This window comes from Stenotrophomonas sp. YJH_SMC_37 (assembly GCF_059370035.1).
This window is the reverse complement of sequence record NZ_JCAFTG010000003.1, coordinates 341,909-360,705: the sequence shown is the minus strand read 5'-3', so window position 1 is coordinate 360,705 and position 18,797 is coordinate 341,909. Positions and strand designations below refer to the sequence as shown.

Here is an 18,797-nt window from a genome sequence, read left to right as displayed (position 1 = left end):
TCGACCACGGCCGCCGCGCCGTGATGCTGGCCAGCGGCGCCGCGGTTGCGCTCGGCCTGGCCGGTCGTGCCGCTGCCGCACTCGATTCCACTTCCAAGGAGCGTCGCATGAGCACCCTGGTCATCCGCAATGCCCGCATCACCACCCTCGACCCTCAGCAGCCGCACGCCCAGGCACTGGCCGTGCAGGAGGGCCGCATCGTCGCCGTCGGCAGCGACGAGGAGATCATGCGCGGCTGGGGCAATGAAGCGACGCTGATCGACGCGCAGGGCAGGCGCCTGCTGCCCGGCCTCAACGACAGCCATACCCACCTGATCCGTGGTGGCCTGAACTACAACCTTGAACTGCGCTGGGACGGCCTGCGTTCGCTGGGCGACGCCCTGGACATGTTGAAGGCCCAGGTCGACCGCACCCCTGCACCGCAGTGGGTGCGCGTGGTCGGTGGCTTCACCGCCGCACAGTTCAACGAGAAGCGCCTGCCGACGCTGCAGGAGCTCAACGACATCGCGCCGGATACGCCGGTGTTCCTGCTGCACCTGTACGACCGCGCGCTGCTCAACCGCGCCGCGCTGCGTGCGTGCGGCTACAGCAAGGACACACCGGATCCGCCGGGTGGCCAGATCGTGCGCGATTCGCTGGGCAACCCGACCGGGCTGCTGCTGGCCAAGCCGAATGCGCTGATCCTCTACGCGACGCTGGCCAAGGGCCCGCGCCTGCCGATCGAGTACCAGGCCAACTCGACGCGCCACTTCATGCGCGAACTGAACCGGCTTGGCATCACCTCGGTGATCGACGCCGGCGGTGGCTTCCAGAACTACCCCGAGGACTACCAGGTCATCGAGCAGCTGCATCGCGATGACCAGCTGACGGTGCGCATCGCCTACAACCTGTTCACCCAGAACAAGGGCAGGGAAGTGGATGACTTCCGTGGCTGGAGCGAGATCCTGCAGCCGCGCCAGGGCGATGACCTGCTGCGCCACAACGGCGCGGGCGAGATGCTGGTGTTCTCCGCCGCCGACTTCGAACTGTTCAACGAGCCGCGCCCGGAACTGCCGCCGGAGCTGGAGCCCGAACTGCACGACGTGGTGAAGCTGCTGGTCGAGAAGCGCTGGCCGTTCCGCATCCACGCCACCTACGACGAGAGCATCACCCGCATCCTGGATGTATACGAACAGGTCAACCGCGAGGTGCCATTCGATGGCCTGCACTGGTTCATCGACCACGCCGAGACCATCACTCCGCGCAATATCGAGCGCATCCGCGCGCTGGGTGGGGGTATCGCCGTGCAGCACCGCATGGCCTACCAGGGCGAAGCCTTCGTCGAGCGCTACGGCGTGCAGGCGGCACGGCACACGCCGCCGGTCAAGCGCATGTTGGCCGAGGGCGTGCCGGTGGGCGCAGGCACCGACGCCACCCGCGTGGCCAGCTACAACCCGTGGGTGGCGTTGTCCTGGCTGGTGACCGGGCGCACCGTGGGCGGGTTGGCCCTGTATGGCGAGGAAAACCTGCTCGAACGCGAGCAGGCGCTGCGCCTGTGGACCCAGGGCAGCGCCTGGTTCTCCGGCGACGAAGCAGTGAAGGGGACATTGAAGGTTGGTCAGCTGGCCGACTTCATCCTGCTCTCGGCCGATTTCTTCCGCGTCCACGACGCGCAGATCGCCGACATCACCAGCATGCTGACCGTGGTCGGCGGGCGCATCGTGCACGCCGACGGCGATTATGCTGGGCTGGCGCCGCAGCTGCCGCCGGCGATGCCGGACTGGTCGCCGGTCAACCGGTTCGGTGGTTACCACGTTGGTGGTGCCGCCACCGGATTGGCCGCTGCCCATCGCCACCATCACGGTGTGGCCTGCAGTACGCATGGTGCTCACGGTCATGCCGCGCAACATGCGGCGCCCACCGATGACCTGACCGCCTTCTGGGGCGCGATGGGATGCTCGTGCTTCGCGTTCTGAGCCTGGCGCTGCTGGCCGTGCCATGGATGGCGCTGGCCTGCGAGGGTGGCCATTGCACTGGCGCCGGCGGCGGCCAATTGCGGTGGGACGCCTCGCTGCGCCTGCGTGGCCTGTACTACGACCCGACCCGGTTCGGCATCGGTGGCAGTGAAGATGGCTACGGCCTGCTGCGCGCGCTGGCCTCGGCCACCTATGCGGAGGACAGCTGGCAGGCGAAGCTGCAGCTTGGCCTGCATGCCGAGAATGGCAAGGCAGGCGGCCCTGGCCGCACCGACCGCAGCGCGCTGGACGTGCAGCAGGCGTACTGGCGCTGGCAGCGTGGCAGCTTCCACCTGCAACTGGGCCGGCAGGAAGCCGGCTATGGCAGTTCGCGGCTGTTGTCGGTGCGCGATGGGCCGAACATCCGGCTGGCATTCGATGGCGCCCGTGCAGGCTGGAAAGGCCGCCCCGGCACGCTGGACCTGATGGCGCTGCGACCGCTGGAGAACCGACCCGGCGCCTTTGATGACCGCGGCGAACGCGGTGCCCACCTGTGGGGCGCGTATGCGACCACCGCGCGTGGTCGTGGCCCAGGGCAATGGGATCTGTACCTGCTGGACTACCGTCGTGAAGGCGCGCGCTTTGCGGCGGGCTCCGGTACCGAGCGGCGGCAGACCCTCGGTGCGCGTTGGTTCGGCCAGTTCGGTGCGCTGGACTGGAACAGCGAGCTGGTGGCGCAGGGCGGTGAACTGCAGACGGTTGCCGGCACGCTGGATGTCCGCGCCTGGACGCTCGCCACCGACACCGGCTGGCGCTGGACCGAGCGGCCGCTGCAACCGAGGCTGGGGCTGAAGGCGGATATCGCCAGTGGCGACGGCAAGCTGCATGACGGCCGCCTGGGAACCTTCAATGCACTGTTCCCTAAATCGGCCTACTTCAGCGAGGCCAGCCTGCTGGCCCCGGCCAACCTGATGGACCTGCAACCGACCCTGACCCTGCGCCTGCATCATGCGGTGACCACGGAACTGGGCGTACAGATGGCGTGGAAGCAGCGTCGTGCCGATGCGGTCTACACCACACCGGCACCGCTGCTGGCGTTGCCGGGGAGCGCCGGTGGCGCGCGCCGCATCGGCACCCAGTACAAATCTGAAACCCGCTGGCAGGCCAGCAAACACTGGCAATGGCAGCTGCAGCTGGCCTGGGTCGACGCCGGTCCTGCACTGAAGCAGGCCGGAGGCCAGGACACGCTGTTCGCCTCGATCGTTGGAGCATGGCAATGGTGAACGCAACCGCGTCGCAACACTCCACACAGGCCGCAGGCGCCTGGTCCCCGCTGAAGATCCAGATGTTCCGTTCGATCTGGCTGGCAATCCTGGCCAGCAACATCGGCACCTGGGTCAATGATGTAGCCGCCGCCTGGGTGATGGCCGAACGCACCGGTTCGCCGTTGATGGTGGCCCTGGTGCAATCGGCCACCACGGTGCCGATCGTGCTGCTGGCGCTCGCTGCCGGCACCCTGGCCGACATTGTCGATCGCCGGAAGTACCTGCTGGCGACCCAGGGCTGGATGCTGCTGGTGGCCGCAGCGATGGCCGCGTTGACCGCGATGGACCTGCTGACCCCGCAGTTGCTGGTGCTGCTGACCTTCTGCATGGGCTGTGGTGCGGCGATGGCAATGCCCGCGCAGGCCGCCATTGTCTCCGAGCTGGTACCGCAGCCGATGCTGGCCTCGGCGGTGGCGCTGAACTCGATCGGCATCAACATCGCGCGCTCGATCGGCCCGGCCATTGGTGGCGTGATCGTGGCGCAGCTGGGTGCGGTGTGGGCATTCGGCTTCAACGCCATCACCTTCGCCGCGATGCTGTTCGTGGTGTGGGGCTGGACGCGTGATCCCAAGCAGTCCAGCCTGCCACCGGAAGGTTTCGGTGCCGGCTTGAAGGCGGGCCTGCGTTACGCCAGCCGCGCCGGGCGGCTGCAGGCGGTGCTGATCAAGTCGGTCGGCTTCTTCTTCTTTGCCGCGGCGATGAACGCGCTGTTGCCGGTGGTGGTGCGTGGGCAGATGCATGGCGGGGCGGGGCAGTACGGCATGCTGCTGGGCTGCATCGGCATCGGCGCAGTGGGCGGTGCGCTGCTGCTGCCGAAGCTGCGTGCGCAGCTGGATCGTGACCTGTTGGTACTGCTGGCGACCTTGTCGCTGGCCCTGAGCCTGGTCGGGCTGGCGCTGACCCGCAGCTGGTACGTGCTTCCGACGGTGATGCTGGTCAATGGATTTGCGTGGATCACCGTGCTGTCGTCGCTGCAGATCGCTGCGCAGACTGCGGTTCCGGCATGGGTACGTGCGCGTGCGCTGGCGCTGTACATCATGGTGTTCTCTGCCGGCATGGCCGCCGGCGGCCTGAGCTGGGGCGCGCTCGCACAGCGTACGTCGCCGGAGCTGGCGTTGCTGGTGGCTGCCGCAGGTGCGGTGATCGGCGGATTGCTGGTGTGGCGCGTGCGCATTGCTGGCACCGAGGATCTGAACCTGCGTCCGGCCGGGCACTGGCCGGCGCCGGAACTGTCGGTGCCGGTGTCGAATGATCGGGGGCCGGTGCTGGTTACCATCGAGTACCGCATCGACGATGCTGACCGTGCCACGTTCCAGGCGCAGATGCGCGCGCTGGGCACGATCCGTCGCCGCGACGGTGCGGTGGTCTGGGGTGTGGTCGAGGACGTGGCCAGCCCGGGCATCCACTTGGAGTATTTCGTGACCCCGTCGTGGCTGGAGCACCTGCGCCAGCACGAGCGCATCACCGCGGATGACAAGGCCATCCAGGAAGTGCTTCGGGAGCTGCATCGCGGCGAGCGCGCCCCCGTGGTGCGTCACTTCGTGGGAGGGCATGACCCGCTGCCAGCCGCCGTGCCGCATCACCACACCGACATCTGACCCGCAGGTGGCAGAGCCGGCCGCTGGCCGGCTCCGCGTGATCACGATGGATGATCGGGTTGCCGGCCAGCGGCCGGCACTACCGAAGGAGCGGCGGCGCCCTGGGGCGCCACCGCGGGACATCATTTGCGCGCGAACGCCAGCAGGTCGGCGTTGAACTGGTCGGCGTGGGTGATGGTCAGGCCATGCGGCGCACCGGCGTACACCTTCAGTTCGGCATCCTTGATGATCTGCGAGGACAGCTTGGCCGAGGCATCGAACGGCACGATCTGGTCGTCATCGCCGTGCACGACCAGCGCCGGCACGTCGATCTTCTTCAGGTCCTCGGTGTAGTCCACTTCCGAGAATTCGTGCACGCAGTCGTACTGGCCCTTGACGCCACCGAGCATGCCCTGCAGCCAGAACGCATCGCGCATGCCCTGGGTGACGTTGTTGCCATCGCGGTTGGCACCGAAGAACGGTGTGGTCAGGTCCTTGAAGAACTGCGAGCGGTCACCGCCCGTGCCCTTGCGGATGCCGTCGAAGACCTCCAGCGGGGTGCCGGCGGGGTTGGCATCGGTCTTCAGCATCAGCGGCGGCACCGCGCCGACCAGGACCACCTTGGCCACGCGCGCGCTGCCGTGGCGGCCGATGTAATGGGCCACTTCACCGCCGCCGGTGGAATGGCCGACCAGGATCGCGTCCTTCAGGTCCAGCGCTTCGATCACCGCGGCCAGGTCATCGGCATAGGTGTCCATGTTGTTGCCGTTCCAGGTCTGGCTGGAGCGTCCGTGGCTGCGGCGATCGTGGGCGACCACGCGGAAGCCGTTCTGGCCCATGAACAGCATCTGCGGATCCCAGGCATCGGAAGACAGCGGCCAGCCGTGGGCGAAGACGATCGGCTGGCCGGTACCCCAATCCTTGTAGAAGATGCGGGCGCCGTCGGCGACGGTGATGAAGTTGCTCATTGTGGTTTCCTTGGCGGAAGGGAGGGACGGCCCCGGCGTGGATGCCGGAGCCTCCGGCAGTACAGCGCAGCGCCAGAGCGGCGACTTGCACGGCTGTGCTGGATTGCGCCGGATGTGACGCATACCGCTCTAGCACGAAGCCGTTCCGGCATTGACGATGGCGGCTGCCCTGTCGAGGAGCCTGCAATGTCGAATGCGTTCTGGAGCCTGTGGGTGTGCCTGCTGCTGACCACGGCGGCGCACGCCCGGACCAACGTCTACAAATGCGTGGACGGGCCGCATCCTGTCTACCAGCAGACGCCGTGCCAGGGGCGTGCGCAATGGCGCTGGGAGGTGCCGCCGGAGCCGCCTTCGACAGGTGCGACCGTGGCCAAGCCAGCGAGCTCGGCCTCAAGCCGTCCGCGTGTGGTGCAGCAGGGGCGTGCGCGGGCCGCTCTGATACCCATCAGCACCGATCCCGCCGCCTGTGAGCACGCGCGGCAGCAACGCGGGAAGGCGCTCGCCCAGGCCAAGCGCCTGGACTTCGTACAGCGGCGGCAGCTGGATGATGCGGTGCATGACGCGTGCCGTTGAATCCAGGTGCCAGAAACGACAACGGCGCCCAAGGGCGCCGTTGAGAGCAGATGCCAGGTGCCGGACCTCAGCGACCGTCGCTGGCCGTCGCCGGTGCCGGCGAGGGCACGCTGTCCGGTTTGGGCAGGCTCAGCTCCGGGTTGCCCTGTTCGGCCTGCAGGATCTGGATGCGGCGCTGCAGGGCGTCCAGCTGGCTGTTCGTGCTCTGCACGTCGCTGCTCAGGCTGACTGCCTGCTGCTGGGCCTGCTGCAGGGCCGCGCTGACCTGGGCCGACTGCGCCTGCTGCTGTTCCATTTCCTGCTGCAGGGTGCGCAGGCGTTCCTCGTTGTAGGCCACCAGGCGCTCGGTATAGCGCTTGCCGGCTTCCAGGCGGGTGGTGTCGATGTAGACCTGGGCAAGCTGCTCGGACTGTTGCGCGAAGGTGCGGTAGACACGCTCGGCGTTGTCGACGGCGTCAGTCTTGATCACCCGCCAGAAATTCTTCTCCTGGAACAGGGCGACGTAGTAGGTCAGGGTGTTGGCGTTGAACAGCAGGCTGGCGCCGTAATTGCCGTTGTAGGTGGTGCGCAGCTCGGTCAGCTGGCGGGCATCCATCAGCTGCTTGAGCTCGTCAACGGTATTGCGCACCACCGGTGCGCTACGAGCGGCCGGCTCTGCGGCAGCTTCGCGGTCGCCACGGGCAGCCATCGCCGCTGGTGCCACCAGCATCATGCTCACGGCCAGCAGTGCCGCGCCGTACGCGCGCCGGGCGAAGACCGCGCCCCCTGAAGTTTCTCGCATGTCTAGACCATCCACGGATGAGTGTGGGTTGAGATGAAAGTGGTTCCCCGCCGGGAGTCTAGCATGTGCGCGGGCGCCGCCAAGGGCGCCCGTCACGGGTCAGTAGACCAGCTGTGCGGCGCTGCACTGGATCGACTGCACGTTGACGTCGGTGCGCCCCAGCTCCAGGCCCAGCACGCTGGCCAGCAGGTTGGTCAGCAAGGTGCCGACGCTGTTGAGGACCGGGCGCAAGGCGGACAGGATCGGCTTCAGCAGCGTGCACAGCAGGCCACTGCAGCTGACCGTGCCATCGGGGTTGGTGACGCCGGTGCCGCCGGTGCCGTCAAGGAACCCGGCCGGCGCGGTCTGTATGTACGAGGCCAGGTTGTTGCGCACGCAGCCGTTGTAGTCGATCAGGTTGCCCAGCAGGCTGTCGCAGCGGTTGATCAGCAGGCCGCCCACCAGCGAGCCGAGCAGTCCATCGAGCACGCCCAGTCCTTGACCGGTGACCGTCACCTTGAACGCATCCCAGACCGGACCGTCCTTGTGGCAGGTGGACAGGTTCAGCAGGCCACAGGCGTAGGGCAGGCCTCCGGGTACGGTCCAGCTGTTGAGCGGGGCCAGTTGCCGGCTGGCGTCGCCATCGCGCAGCAGTGGAATCAACTTGTCCACCTCATACCGGGTGTTCGGCGGGAAGGTGGCCTGCAGGTAACGGTCGGCCAGGGCCTTGGCTGTGTCGTTGGCACTCATGCCCTGCTTGGGTGAACTGAGCATGCCCGACAGCACGCGCAGCAGCTCATTGACAAGGTCGGATACTGCGTTGCCGAGAGCAAGTGGATTGATGCGCGTCGAGCCGGTTTCGCCAGCGGCCAGGGTGAGGTTCTGCGAGCTGGTCAGGGCCGGCAGCGTGATCTTGTCGTTGATCAGGGGTTGTCCGAGCAGTTTCAGCAGCTGTTCGTTGTTCAGCGTCGCGTCGCAGACATTGTTCTTCGAGAAACGCTGCGATGGATCGACGTTGCCAACGCAGGCCCGCAGGACCGACGAATCCACCTGGATGGTGGCCCTGGGTGGATTGGCGCCACACTGGATTCCGGTCAGCGTTCCCATTCCGTTGGCGACATCGACATGCAGCGGCAGGTGCAGGCGCGTGCCCAGCAGGTTCAGAAGTGGCCCCAGTGCGAACAGGTTGTTGCTGTCCACGTCTGCCACCAGCCTTACCTGCGCGTTGTAGGCGCGGCTGCCGACACCGCCGATGGCGATCGATGGCGGCTCGACCACGCCGGCCTGGATCTTGATGCCCAGCAGGTCCAGCCCCTTGACCGCCACGCCGTTGCCATCGTTGGCGATGGAGATCGCAGTGTTGATCAGGTTGAGCACGTTGATCTGTGACTCCAGTGCACTGCCGACCGTGCCGTCGGGCGAGACGACTTCGGCGAACAGGCCGCCGCCGCCGGACTGGCTGCCCAGCACGATGTTGAGCTTGTTGATGTCCAGCTGGGTGGCAACCAGGTCGGACAGGGCGCGCAGCTGCACGCCCACCGTGGAGTCGCGGCCGACCACGGTGGCGGTGGCGTCGACCAGCTGCGCCAGCGAAACCTTGTTGACCGACAGAAGCCGGTTGAAGTCAGCCACGCTGAGGTTGGCGCTGACCGGGATGTTCAACGCCTTGAGCAGGCCCGATGGCGTGATGTTGGCCTGCGCCAGGCCGTCATAGGACAGCACGGTGGCGTTGGTGACATCCAGGCCGACCAGGCGCAGGGTTGACAGCAGCACCGAGTCGCCGTTGGCACGCAGCAGCTGTGAACCCACCGCAAACACGGCCGTCGGTTCGGAACGTCGGGCCACGGCCTCCACGCTGACGGTGGGCAGGGTGGTGTTCTGCCCGAAGAACGGCAGCACGCTGCGCTGCGCGACGACCTGCACGGCATTGCGTGGGTTGCTGGCATCGATGGTGGTGACGAAGCGGTTGGCGGTGGTGCGGTTGGCGCTCCAGTTGCCGCAGCGGATCTGCAGGCTCCCTTCGAACGTGTTCTGGGTGAGTGCGCTGTGCCGCGCAGCGCTGTTGTCGCTGTTGTCCGAGGTGCACAGCTCCAGTCGTTGCGCTCCGGCCAGTGCGGCCAGATCAGCAACTTTCTGCGCATCGCGCTTGGCCCAGAACAGGTAGCCGATCTCGATCAGGCCCAGCATCGCCAGCAACGCCAGCATGACCAGCATCATGGTGATCGACATGCCGCCCCGTGCGCGGCTGAAACTGAACTGGCGTGGGCGTTTCATGGCCTACCTCAGCGTCCGGATGAGGATGATCCCTTGGACTTGGCGACATCGGTCTCAAAAAAGTCCGGGATCTCGTGTTCGAAGCTCTTCATGTAGCGTGCGTAGCTCAGCGTCGCCTGGTCGCCGAGGATCGGCAGGTGCTGCCCGGCCTGCTGTCCGGACGCCTGCAGGCGGAACAGGTTGCGCGCGGTATCACCGATCTGGCTGCGGCCGGGTCGCGCGGTTGCAGCGTTGCCGTCGGTGATGTCCACTGCAGCAGGCGCCGCCTGCGGCACTGGTGCGGGCCGGGCCGCCAGGTCCACGGCGGGCAATGACTCGGACTGCAGCGGCTGCGCAGCCGGCGCTGCCGGTGTGCTGCCGCCAAGCATCTGTCCGGTGAGCGGCTGTTGCTGCGCCTGCACTGCGGCGGCCGGCAGCAGGCAGATCAGAGCGGGCAGCAGGCGTCGGGCCAGGGGCGTCGCGGTCATGGTGTGTTTCCGTTCGGGTGGTCGGAGGCGCTGAAGCGTTCCAGCATCGAGGGCGGCAGGCGCTGTGGGTCGCGTTCGTCGCGGCTGTCGCGGCGCGGTTCCGCCGCCAGTCGCGTGACGCCGCGCGGGTTGTTGGCGGCGTCGCTGTCGACAGCGCGCACAGGGGGCGGCACGACCGCCGCAGCAGCCGCTGCGGCCTGGCGCTGCTGCAGGCGGGCCCGGATCTGCGCCGCCTGCTGCTGGATGCTGAGCCGGGTGTCCTTGTTGAGGTTGGCCTGCTGGGCGAGGCGCTCGGCGGTGGCGGTGTCGCCACGCAGCACCGCCCACAGGGCGAGGTTGGCGGTGGCCTTGGCATTGCCTGGGGACAGTTCCAGGGCCTTGGCCAAGGGTTCGCGCGCGCGCTCGAACTGCCCGGCGCGCAGCCTCGCATAGCCCAGATCGCCGAGATAGCTGGTATTCAACGGTTGCAGTTGGGTTGCCCGCGCCAGCGCCTGCTCGCTGCCGGCGTCGTCGTCTCGGCGCGCGGCGATCAGGCCGAGCCCATGCGCGGCTGCGGCGGCCTGGGGGCCGCTGGAAAGCGCGCGGTACAGTGCGATCGCGGCATCGGCCTGGCCGGTCTCTCGCAGCGCATCGGCCTGCAGCAGCCGCAATGCCGGCGGGTCGCCGTAACGCTGGCGGAAGGCGTCGACGTGGGCGAGCGAGGCATACCACGCGCCTTGCTGCTGCATGCGCTCGATCAACTCCAGGTACGCATTGCGGCTGTCCTGCGGTGCCGGTTCGGGCGCAGCCAGGCTGGGCGCGCGCAGGTACTTCGGCGTGGTCGACCCACAACCACTGGTGATGGCAGCGAGGGCAAGCAGCAGGCAGGAGGTGCGCAGGGCAGGCATCAGGGCGATCCCATCTTGGACAGGGTAGTGGCCAGCGCGACCAGCGCCGGCCCGGCGAGCACCAGCATCAACGCTGGCAGCAGGGTCAGCATCATCACCACGGTCATCTTCACCGAGAGCTTGCCGACCTTTTCCTTCAACGTGTTGCGACGCTGCTCGCGCAGGCGGAGGCTGAACTGCCGCAGGGGCTCCTGCACCGCACCGCCATGGGCATGCACCTGCAGGATCAGCTGCATCAGGCTGGTCAGGTCATCGTCGGCATAGACTTCGCTCAGCCGCCGCAGGGACTGCGCGCGCGTGCGGCCATGGGTATAGGCGACATTGGCCTCCTGAAGTTCGCTGCCGAGTACCGGCAATGCATCGCGAAGCTTGTCGCCGAGCGTCTGCAGGCTCTGGTCCATGCTGAAGCCTACGCCCTGCAGCAGGCGCAGCAGGTCGATCAGCAGCGGCAGCTCGGTTTCGACTGCACGCCGGCGCCGCTTCACCCAGGAAGAGAGAACGAATTTGGGCAACAGCAGTCCAGCGGCCAAGGCACCGATGATCACCATGATCCTGGCCAGCCCGGTGACGCTGCTGAATGTCAGCACCAGTGCCAGCACCAGCACGGCCAGCAGCAGGCGCAGGCCGAGGTAGATGGCCGTACCGCGACGGGTGTTCCACCCGGCCAGATCCAACAGCAGCCGATCTTCATTGGCCAGCAATGCCGTTTCCAGGCGGCCGCCGCTGAGGGCACGGCCGAAGCGTTCGAGCCAGCCCAGCGAATCGTGCCGTGCAGGTTCGGTGTCACGGGACGTCTCGCGCGGCTGCAGGGCGGTCTTCAACGTGGCCGTTGTACGCTGCTCACGATGGCTGCGTATCCAGCCGCCGATACCCAGCAGGGCGATGCCGGCAGCCAGCACGAGCAGGGAGAGGGCGAACCAGACGCTGGCGCTCATCGGTCGTCTCCGGCGGGGCGGGGGTTCATAGCGATTTGGCCAGGCGATACAGCAGGAAGCCGCCGACAAGCTCCATGCCCAGTGCAAGCAGCAGGATCTTGTGGCCAAGCGGATCGTGCAGCACCGGCTGGAAGAAGTCCGGGCTGGCGATCGCCATCAGCACCGCGCAGGCCGGTGGCAGCAGGCCCAGCACCCACGCAGACATGCGTGTCTCGGAGGTCGTCGCCGAAAGCTCCTGCTGCGCCTGTTCCAGGTCGCGCATGAAATCACCCATGCGCTGCAGGATCTGGTCGGAGCGCCCGCCGATGCGCACGCTGACACCGATCACCACCGACAACACCTTCAGCACCTCCATGCGATAGGGTTGCGCGGCCTGCGCGAGTGCACGGTCCAACTCCATGCCGCTGCGCGCAAAGCGCACCGTGGTGTCCAGCAGCCCGCGCAACGGCGCGCTGGTCTGCATCGACGCAACCTGGAACGCGGCCTGCAGGCTGTTGCCCAGTGCAGTCAGCCGCACCAGGTTGTCGAGGAAGTCCGGCAGCTGATGCAGCAGTTGCGCACGCAGCTTCGTGGTCCGCCGCATCACCCACAGCCAGCAGCCAAGCAGGTACAGCAGCAGGGTCAGCGGAAACATCCACGCGGTGCCCAGCCGCGCCATCGCTACCACCGACAGTACCAGCCCCGGTACCAGCAGCATGATGGGGATTTTCCAGCCGGTCTGCAGCCCTGCGCGCTGCAGCAGGCCATCCAGCGGCAGCACGCGGCGCCCGGTGCTGGCGGGCCGCGCCGGATCGTTGGCAGCGGTGACGGACGGCCCGGCGGGTGCCCCGCCCGTGGCGCTTCCGCGCGAAAGCTGCTGCTCGGCGTGCCGCATTGAAACCTGGCGTTGTTCACGGCTGCTGGCCGTGCCCCACAGCCAGGCTGCCAGCGCCAGCAGCACCGCGATGATGCTCAACATGCCCAGCAGCGCGCCGGTTCCCATGCTCAGAAGTCTCCGTAGAGCGATTCGCGCAGCTGTTGGCGGAACGGCTCCAGCTTGTGCGAGTGTGGATGGAAGCCCAGCCCGACCCAGCGATCAATCTCTTTGCCGTTGCCGTCGATCTGCAGTTCGTGGCGGAACATTTCCTGGGTGGTGATCAGGTTGTCGCTGACACCGGTGATCTCGGTGATCGATACCAGCACGCGGCGGCCGCTGCCCAGGCGCGAGATCTGCACGATGAAGTCGATGGCACTGGCGATCTGCCGGCGCAGGCTGTCCTCGCTGCCCTGGAAGCCGGCAAATCCAGCAAGCATCTCGATCCGGTACAGGCAGTCGCGTGGTGAATTGGCGTGGATGGTGGCCATCGAACCGTCGTGGCCGGTGTTCATGGCCTGCAGCATTTCCAGCACCTCGGCGCCACGCACCTCGCCCACCACGATGCGATCAGGGCGCATGCGCAGGCTGTTGCGGACCAGATCGCGGATGCTCACCGCGCCATGGCCTTCGGCGCCACCGATGCGGCTTTCCAGGCGGACCACATGCGGGTGGTTGAGCGAGAGTTCTGCGGTGTCCTCGACGGTGATCACGCGCTCGTTCGCGGGGACGTAGCTGGCCAGGGCGTTCAGCAGCGAGGTCTTGCCGGAGCTGGTGCCGCCGGATACCAGGATGTTGCAGCGGCCCAGCACCATCGCCTTCAGCAGGGCGTGCATCGGTTCGTCGAAGGTGCCCTTGGCCAGCAGTTCATCGGGAGTGAATGGATCCTTGCGGAACTTGCGGATGGACACCATCGGTCCGTCCACGGCCAGCGGCGAGATGATCGCGTTGAGACGGCCGCCGTTGGGCAAACGCGCATCGACCATCGGGTTGGAGTCATCCAGGCGGCGCCCGAGCGGGGCCAGGATACGTCGCAGGATGCGCAGCAGGTGCGTATCGTCGGTGAATCGCTGGGTGGCCCGCTTGAGCTGGCCACCCTGGGAAACATGCACATCCTTGAAACCGTTGATCAGGATGTCTTCGATGGACGGGTCGTGCAGCAGGTCGTCCAGCGGGCCAAAGCCGGTCAGCTCCTTGACCAGGCCGTCGGCGACCACCTGCATCTCTTCTTCGTTGATCGGGATGCGCCACTCCTGGATGAAGCCCACCGTCTGCACCTGCACCCAGCGGGCGATGGTGTCGGGCGCCCAGGAATCGATGTCGATGCGCTCGTCCTCGATGCTGTTGAGCAGGTGCTCATGCGCTGCCGACAGCACCTTCTGGTACTGCTCGGTCTGCGCGAACGGCTGATGGCCCGGCGTGCTTTCGGGCAGCACCGGCCGGGCAACGGCATGCGGGAAAGGGGTTACCTTGTCTTCCATTGCGATCCACCCAGGGCAAGGGAGAGTCTTTCCCGCAGGCCCTGCGCCTGCACCCGGCAAGCGGCCGGGTCCAGGCGCGAAACCAGTGGGGCGAGGGCACGCAGATAGGGGTCACGCGGCGCATCCTGCAGCAGCAGGTGGCCCTGGCTCGCTGACAGGCGCACGCGGGGGCGCTCGGGAAGCGTGGCCAGCAGGGGCACCTCGAAGCGGCGCGCAATCTGCTCCGGGCTCATTCCGCTGCTGTCATCGTGGCGGTTGATCACCAGCTGCAGCCGCTTCTCGCGTTCGCGTTGCCCGGCAAGGTGCTTCAGTGCCTGATCGAGCGACACCAGCGTGGCGATCGAGGCATCTGTGACCAGCCAGATCTCGTCGGCTTGGTCCAGCAGCAGCGGCGGCAGCTGGCGCACCGGGCAACCGCCGGCATCACACAGCACGCTGGCGAACACGGTGCGCAGGCGCTGCAGCAGCGCACCCGGATCGGACGGCGGCACCGCGTCGCTTCCGCTGGCGCGGTCCAGCAGCACCAGCCCGGAATCGTGCCGGGCCATGGCCGTGCGGGCGAGGGTGGCGTCGATGCGGCTGGCGTTGCGCAGCGCGTCTTCGTAATGGAAGCGGCTGTCCAGGTTGAGGTACAGCGCAAGGTCACCCGAAGGCTGGGCCAGTTCCATCAGCAGGCCGTCCTGCTGCACTGCCTCGCCCTGTGCCAGCGCACGGGTCTGCTGTGCCAGCACCGAAAGGTGCGCGGCCATCGTACTGGTGCCGACCCCGGCGCGCACGCCCAGCAGGACGATCAGGCGCGCCTTGTGCGCGTGCTGCGCGGCGGCAGCTGGTCGTGGTGACAGGGCACGACGCAGTGCGGCCTCGACACCGGCGTTGTCGCTGTCCAGGTCCAGTACGTCACGCAGGCCCGCCCGCAGTGCGATGACGACGCCCTCTACCTGTCCGGCACTGGTGGCACCGACGGCAACCAGTGCGAGGTCCGGTTCTGTCTGTTGCAGTTGCTGCGCCAGCACGCTGGAGGCGGCGGCATGCTCGGGGCGGAAGTCGAGCAGCACAAGGTTCTGCGGCCCGCGGTGCAGGTCCTGGGCGGAGGTCGGGGCGCTGCTGTCCTGCCAGTGCAGGGTGGTGGTCGGCGGCAGTTTGGCCGCCAGCCGGGGCAGCAGTTCGCGATCCATTCCGTACAGGACCAGGTTCATCGGCGGTCCTTGCGGATGCAGCGGCTGGGCAGTGGCGTAGGGCATGGGCGTGGTATCGCAGGCATCATGGAATCAGCGTGAGAAGCCGGGTACCGGGTCCTGGCTGATTGGACCCAGCAGCCAGGCACCCCATTCGGGCATGTGCGGCTTGGCTTCGCGGTCGCCGGGCAGTGGCAGTTCGGTGTTGCGGGCCAGCGGCTTCACCAGGCGTGGCGTGACGATGATCACCAGCTCCTTGTCCTGGCGCTTGTAGTCGAAGTTGCGGAAGAACGAGCCGATGACCGGCAGGTCACCCAGCAGCGGAATCTTGCCGACGCTGGAAACCACGTTGGAACTGACCAGGCCACCGATCACGAAGCTCTCGCCATCGCCCAGCTCGACCGTGGTGTCGGCGCGGCGGGTGGTGATCGATGGAATCTGCACGCCATTGAGCGCGATGGCGTTGCTGTAGTCCAGGTCGCTGGCTTCCGGCGCGACTTTCAAGGCGATGCGGTTCGGCGCCAGTACCGTCGGTGTCACGGTCAGGCCGATGCCGAAGGGCTTGTAGGTGATCGTGGTGGTGCCCAGCCCCTGCGGCTCCAGGATTGGCAGCTCGCCGCCGGCAAGGAAGCTGGCGCTCTGGCCGGACAATGCGACGAGGGTAGGTTCGGCCAGCACGCGCGCCATGCCATTGCTCTGCAGCAGGTCGACGTCGGCATTCCACAGGCCCTTGGTCGAGCCGAACACCAGGCGGAACGCCGAAGAAATGGGCGATTCGGCTTCGTTGCTGGAGTTGCCTTCCTGCATGCCGGGCAGGATGCCGGTGTTGCCCGGCAGCTGGCCGCCCGGGCGGGCGAATCCGTAGGCGAAGCTGCCATTGCGGTTCTGGAAGCTGATGCCGATCTGCTTCAGAGCGGTCTTGTTGAATTCGACCACCTTGACCTCAACCTGCACGACGCCGCCGCTGCTTACCGTCGATGCGTCGGCAAGCAGTCCGTCCTTGCCCAGGGCCATCGCGGCGGTCTTCTGTTCCTGCATGTGCGACAGCACACTGTCGGTGCTTCCCTGCAGCAGGCCCTGATTGTCCTGCTGGGTGAACACCAGTCCGTTCGCGCCCGCGTCGGCCGCGCCCTGCACCGCGCTTTGTACCCGCACCTGCAGGCGCTGTGGCTCGGCCTGCTTGCGGTGCCAGAGCAGGAGCGTGGTGGTGCCCGGTGCCTTGCCGACCAGCAGTGCCTGGCGCTGGCCGCGCAGCATCACGATATCGGCCACGCCCGGGTCGGCAATGGCCACCCGCTCCAGGTCACCCGGCAGGGGCCAGGGGCGCTGCTCGCGCGTCTGCAGTACCAGGTCGTCGGCGGCCACGCTCGTCGCCGGTGCCAGCAGCACCAGCAGCAGGGCCAGCCAGCGCTGGCGGGGGGAAGGGCGTGGACTGCGGCGACGTTCGGTCATGGATGCGCTCGATGCAGGTCAAAGGGAACCACGGGGGGCGGAGCTGTCACCCCGGATGATTTCGATACCCGATGCGCGCGGGGCGCTGCGCCGGGGTGCGGGTATGCGTGCCGTGGCATCCTGGGTGCTGCGGGCCGGCGTGTTGCTGCGGCCGGCCAATGCATCACCGTCGATGCCGGCGTAGGCGTGATTCTCCGGCCGTTGCAGCGCAAGCTGCTGTTCCGCATCCAGCCCCCGCAGCGGATCGATCACACCGCGTGCCTGCGGGAACAGCGCCAGATCGGGCTGGCCGGGATCGGCAGGGTTGCGCAGGGCCAGGAACAGTTTGCCCTGCTGCGCACCCAGCAACAGCCGGTTGGCGTCGGCCACCGGTACCGCCAGTACCGCGCTGCGTGCCGGCTGGGTGGTCTCGCTGCCCGTGCTCTGGGTGCTGCTGCTTCCGGTGATGTCGGCGGCGCGTGGATCGTTGCGCGCATCGGCTTCAGTGCTGGCGACAGCGCCAGCGTTGGCCAGGGCGATGTCCTGCTGGCCATAGCTGAGCACGCGCAGGCGCGACAACAGCAGGCGCGTCTGTGCTGCATCGGCCGGCCCGCTGGCGTTGGGTTGGGCGTTGCGCAGGTTGAGGAACACGTCGACAAAATCGCCCGGCACGATGCGGTTGCCGGCACCCACCAACTCGTCAACCGGTACCGCGAGTGCGCGCTCTCCGGGGCGCAGCTGCAGCGAGAATCCCTGCGCAAGCGCATTGCTGCTGATTGCCGTGCCTTCGGCAATGTCCTGCACCGGCACCTTTCCCACCACGGCGGAAATGCTGGAGGCGGCACCGGCAATCGGGGCGCTGCGCTGCGCCAGGCGCAGTCCATTGGCAGAAATGGGTTCGCCGGCCGGCAGTCGCGCCACCGCCTCCACCACGGTGATTGCCTGGGCTTCGCTCTGCGCGGCCGGGGCAGCCGTGGCCGGCGCGGCTTGCCTGCGCCCGATCATCAGGGCGATGACCGCCAGCAGCACGGCCAACCCGATCAGGGCGACGGCGGCGATGCGGGTCAACTTGAGCATGGAACCGTCTCCTGTAGCGATCGTCAGTTGCCGCTGCCGAGGTCGAGTTGCGCGACCGCCACGCTGCGGATGGGAGCCCGCATTACCCACTTGTAGAGCGTGGCGGTGCCGGGCAGGAAGGGATGGCTTGCGTAGTCGTAGCTGACGGTCACGGTCATGCACTGGGCGCTGGCCAGTCCGGCGCAGGGCGCCTGCGCGGAAACCAGGATGGCGTTGCTTCCCCCATTGCTGCAGTCGACGGACTGCCCGGAGAAGTTCAGCAGCCACTGCATCGAGCTGCGCGCCGCAATACACGCCGCGGTACGACGTTCATTGGCGCTGCCATAGCGCAGCGATGCGCGCGCACCCTCGGCCGAAGCGGTTGCCAGCGTCTGCTGGGCCGCCATGATCATCACGCCGGAGAACGTAAACAGCAGCAGTGGCAGCAGGCCCAGCATGAGCATCAAGGCGAACTCGATGCTGGCCGCACCACGTTGCCAGCGCGGGTTGGGGGTGTTCATGGCACACCTCCATACGTAGTGATGAGGATCCAGGCGATGGCCGACACGGCCAGGTAGGCTGCATAGGGAATGCCATGGCGTCCCTGGCGGGCGTTCTGCATGTCGCGCAGCGCCGGGTGTGAATGCCACTGCGAACTGGCCCGGTTCAGCTGGGCTTGCAGGCCGACGGGCAGTACTGGACCCACCCGGCGTGACGCCAGCACCAACGCGGCATGTGCGCCCGCTGCGAGGCTGGCCGCGATCCAGATCGGCAGCAGTGTCTGCCAGCCCAGCATCAATCCCAGCACGGAAAAGAACTTGACATCCCCGGCGCCCATCCAGCGCAACGCATGGAACGGCAGCAATGCGACCAGGCCGAGCGCCGCGCCGGCAACGTGGGAAGCCCACGGCAGGCGCGGCGCGTTGAACTGTCCGGCGATGAGCACGACAACGGTGATCGCGCATGCGGACAGCAGCCAGGCGTTGGGCACCCGCCGGGCGTACAGATCGCTGATCGCGATCCGCAGGCATACGCCGATGGCCAATAAACCCAGCAGTGTCATCGCACACTCCGTCGCCCGTCAGTGGACGCTCAGCAGTT

The 18,797-nt window shown here is 67.4% G+C and carries 17 protein-coding genes; 4 read left to right on the top strand and 13 right to left on the bottom strand.

Translation table 11 applies throughout. The features are described from left to right. Positions 1–107: 107 nt before the first annotated feature. Genes AC5P8J_RS06330 through AC5P8J_RS06320 form a run of 3 tightly spaced genes read left to right on the top strand, consistent with a single transcriptional unit; the run spans position 108 to position 4,857 of the window. A complete protein-coding gene (locus tag AC5P8J_RS06330; RefSeq protein WP_494539941.1) occupies positions 108–1,955 on the top strand; it encodes an amidohydrolase in 1,848 nt (615 codons plus the stop codon). Continuing rightward, positions 1,934–3,217, top strand: coding sequence for an alginate export family protein (locus tag AC5P8J_RS06325; protein ID WP_494533718.1), 1,284 nt, complete (start codon positions 1,934–1,936; stop codon positions 3,215–3,217). Before AC5P8J_RS06330 ends, AC5P8J_RS06325 begins: the two co-directional genes overlap by 22 nt. Continuing rightward, positions 3,211–4,857, top strand: a complete 1,647-nt coding sequence (locus tag AC5P8J_RS06320) for an MFS transporter (RefSeq protein WP_494539935.1) — start codon at positions 3,211–3,213, stop codon at positions 4,855–4,857. The genes AC5P8J_RS06325 and AC5P8J_RS06320 overlap by 7 nt, the downstream gene beginning before the upstream one ends. A 122-nt stretch (positions 4,858–4,979) precedes the next feature. Here AC5P8J_RS06320 and AC5P8J_RS06315 read toward each other — a convergent pair whose 3' ends face one another. Further along, on the bottom strand, positions 4,980–5,804 hold the full coding sequence (locus AC5P8J_RS06315; RefSeq protein ID WP_227853808.1) for an alpha/beta fold hydrolase: 825 nt from the start codon (positions 5,802–5,804) through the stop codon (positions 4,980–4,982). 186 nt (positions 5,805–5,990) lie between these two features. Between AC5P8J_RS06315 and AC5P8J_RS06310 the strand changes: the two genes are divergently transcribed. After that, entirely contained in the window at positions 5,991–6,377 is a 387-nt protein-coding gene (locus AC5P8J_RS06310; protein ID WP_227853809.1) for a hypothetical protein, read from the top strand. A 67-nt stretch (positions 6,378–6,444) separates the two neighbouring features. On the opposite strand, the gene AC5P8J_RS06305 is transcribed toward AC5P8J_RS06310, so the two are convergent. The 12 genes from AC5P8J_RS06305 to AC5P8J_RS06250 all read right to left on the bottom strand — a co-directional run bounded on the left by AC5P8J_RS06305 (position 6,445) and on the right by AC5P8J_RS06250 (position 18,759). After that, on the bottom strand, positions 6,445–7,158 hold the full coding sequence (locus AC5P8J_RS06305) for a DUF2968 domain-containing protein (RefSeq protein ID WP_019659968.1): 714 nt from the start codon (positions 7,156–7,158) through the stop codon (positions 6,445–6,447). 99 nt (positions 7,159–7,257) lie between these two features. Beyond that, entirely contained in the window at positions 7,258–9,411 is a 2,154-nt protein-coding gene (locus AC5P8J_RS06300; protein WP_227853810.1) for a TadG family pilus assembly protein, read from the bottom strand. 8 nt (positions 9,412–9,419) lie between these two features. Next, complete coding sequence (locus tag AC5P8J_RS06295) at positions 9,420–9,878, bottom strand: DUF3613 domain-containing protein (protein ID WP_155029726.1); 459 nt, start codon at positions 9,876–9,878, stop codon at positions 9,420–9,422. Beyond that, complete coding sequence (locus AC5P8J_RS06290) at positions 9,875–10,765, bottom strand: tetratricopeptide repeat protein (protein ID WP_197575857.1); 891 nt, start codon at positions 10,763–10,765, stop codon at positions 9,875–9,877. Before AC5P8J_RS06290 ends, AC5P8J_RS06295 begins: the two co-directional genes overlap by 4 nt. Then, positions 10,765–11,700 (bottom strand): type II secretion system F family protein, encoded by a 936-nt coding sequence (locus AC5P8J_RS06285; RefSeq protein WP_495216704.1) that lies wholly within the window; start codon positions 11,698–11,700, stop codon positions 10,765–10,767. The genes AC5P8J_RS06290 and AC5P8J_RS06285 overlap by 1 nt, the downstream gene beginning before the upstream one ends. Before the next feature lie 25 nt (positions 11,701–11,725). Further along, complete coding sequence (locus AC5P8J_RS06280; protein ID WP_019659963.1) at positions 11,726–12,682, bottom strand: type II secretion system F family protein; 957 nt, start codon at positions 12,680–12,682, stop codon at positions 11,726–11,728. A 2-nt stretch (positions 12,683–12,684) separates the two neighbouring features. Then, complete coding sequence (locus AC5P8J_RS06275) at positions 12,685–14,034, bottom strand: TadA family conjugal transfer-associated ATPase (RefSeq protein ID WP_019659962.1); 1,350 nt, start codon at positions 14,032–14,034, stop codon at positions 12,685–12,687. After that, complete coding sequence (locus AC5P8J_RS06270; protein ID WP_019659961.1) at positions 14,019–15,275, bottom strand: CpaE/TadZ family protein; 1,257 nt, start codon at positions 15,273–15,275, stop codon at positions 14,019–14,021. The genes AC5P8J_RS06275 and AC5P8J_RS06270 overlap by 16 nt, the downstream gene beginning before the upstream one ends. Before the next feature lie 27 nt (positions 15,276–15,302). After that, entirely contained in the window at positions 15,303–16,661 is a 1,359-nt protein-coding gene (locus tag AC5P8J_RS06265) for a type II and III secretion system protein family protein (protein WP_019659960.1), read from the bottom strand. Positions 16,662–16,679: 18 nt separating this feature from the next. Further along, positions 16,680–17,717, bottom strand: coding sequence for a Flp pilus assembly protein CpaB (gene cpaB, locus AC5P8J_RS06260; protein ID WP_494539933.1), 1,038 nt, complete (start codon positions 17,715–17,717; stop codon positions 16,680–16,682). Positions 17,718–17,740: 23 nt separating this feature from the next. Beyond that, positions 17,741–18,217: a TadE/TadG family type IV pilus assembly protein gene (locus AC5P8J_RS06255; protein ID WP_494539932.1), complete on the bottom strand. Its 477-nt coding sequence runs from the start codon at positions 18,215–18,217 to the stop codon at positions 17,741–17,743. After that, on the bottom strand, positions 18,214–18,759 hold the full coding sequence (locus AC5P8J_RS06250; RefSeq protein WP_134731544.1) for a prepilin peptidase: 546 nt from the start codon (positions 18,757–18,759) through the stop codon (positions 18,214–18,216). The genes AC5P8J_RS06255 and AC5P8J_RS06250 overlap by 4 nt, the downstream gene beginning before the upstream one ends. Between the last annotated feature and the right edge of the window lie 38 nt (positions 18,760–18,797).

Bases quoted from the DNA above. Each gene is read 5' to 3' on its own strand.
- AC5P8J_RS06300 (WP_227853810.1), bottom strand. From the start codon at position 9,411: ATGAAACGCCCACGCCAGTTCAGTTTCAGCCGCGCACGGGGCGGCATG.
- AC5P8J_RS06290 (WP_197575857.1), bottom strand. From the start codon at position 10,765: ATGCCTGCCCTGCGCACCTCCTGCCTGCTGCTTGCCCTCGCTGCCATC.
- AC5P8J_RS06250 (WP_134731544.1), bottom strand. From the start codon at position 18,759: ATGACACTGCTGGGTTTATTGGCCATCGGCGTATGCCTGCGGATCGCG.
- AC5P8J_RS06305 (WP_019659968.1), bottom strand. From the start codon at position 7,158: ATGCGAGAAACTTCAGGGGGCGCGGTCTTCGCCCGGCGCGCGTACGGC.
- AC5P8J_RS06275 (WP_019659962.1), bottom strand. From the start codon at position 14,034: ATGGAAGACAAGGTAACCCCTTTCCCGCATGCCGTTGCCCGGCCGGTG.
- AC5P8J_RS06330 (WP_494539941.1), top strand. From the start codon at position 108: ATGAGCACCCTGGTCATCCGCAATGCCCGCATCACCACCCTCGACCCT.
- AC5P8J_RS06280 (WP_019659963.1), bottom strand. From the start codon at position 12,682: ATGGGAACCGGCGCGCTGCTGGGCATGTTGAGCATCATCGCGGTGCTG.
- AC5P8J_RS06320 (WP_494539935.1), top strand. From the start codon at position 3,211: ATGGTGAACGCAACCGCGTCGCAACACTCCACACAGGCCGCAGGCGCC.
- AC5P8J_RS06315 (WP_227853808.1), bottom strand. From the start codon at position 5,804: ATGAGCAACTTCATCACCGTCGCCGACGGCGCCCGCATCTTCTACAAG.
- AC5P8J_RS06255 (WP_494539932.1), bottom strand. From the start codon at position 18,217: ATGAACACCCCCAACCCGCGCTGGCAACGTGGTGCGGCCAGCATCGAG.
- AC5P8J_RS06310 (WP_227853809.1), top strand. From the start codon at position 5,991: ATGTCGAATGCGTTCTGGAGCCTGTGGGTGTGCCTGCTGCTGACCACG.
- AC5P8J_RS06265 (WP_019659960.1), bottom strand. From the start codon at position 16,661: ATGACCGAACGTCGCCGCAGTCCACGCCCTTCCCCCCGCCAGCGCTGG.
- AC5P8J_RS06285 (WP_495216704.1), bottom strand. From the start codon at position 11,700: ATGAGCGCCAGCGTCTGGTTCGCCCTCTCCCTGCTCGTGCTGGCTGCC.
- AC5P8J_RS06270 (WP_019659961.1), bottom strand. From the start codon at position 15,275: ATGCCCTACGCCACTGCCCAGCCGCTGCATCCGCAAGGACCGCCGATG.
- AC5P8J_RS06295 (WP_155029726.1), bottom strand. From the start codon at position 9,878: ATGACCGCGACGCCCCTGGCCCGACGCCTGCTGCCCGCTCTGATCTGC.
- cpaB (WP_494539933.1), bottom strand. From the start codon at position 17,717: ATGCTCAAGTTGACCCGCATCGCCGCCGTCGCCCTGATCGGGTTGGCC.
- AC5P8J_RS06325 (WP_494533718.1), top strand. From the start codon at position 1,934: ATGCTCGTGCTTCGCGTTCTGAGCCTGGCGCTGCTGGCCGTGCCATGG.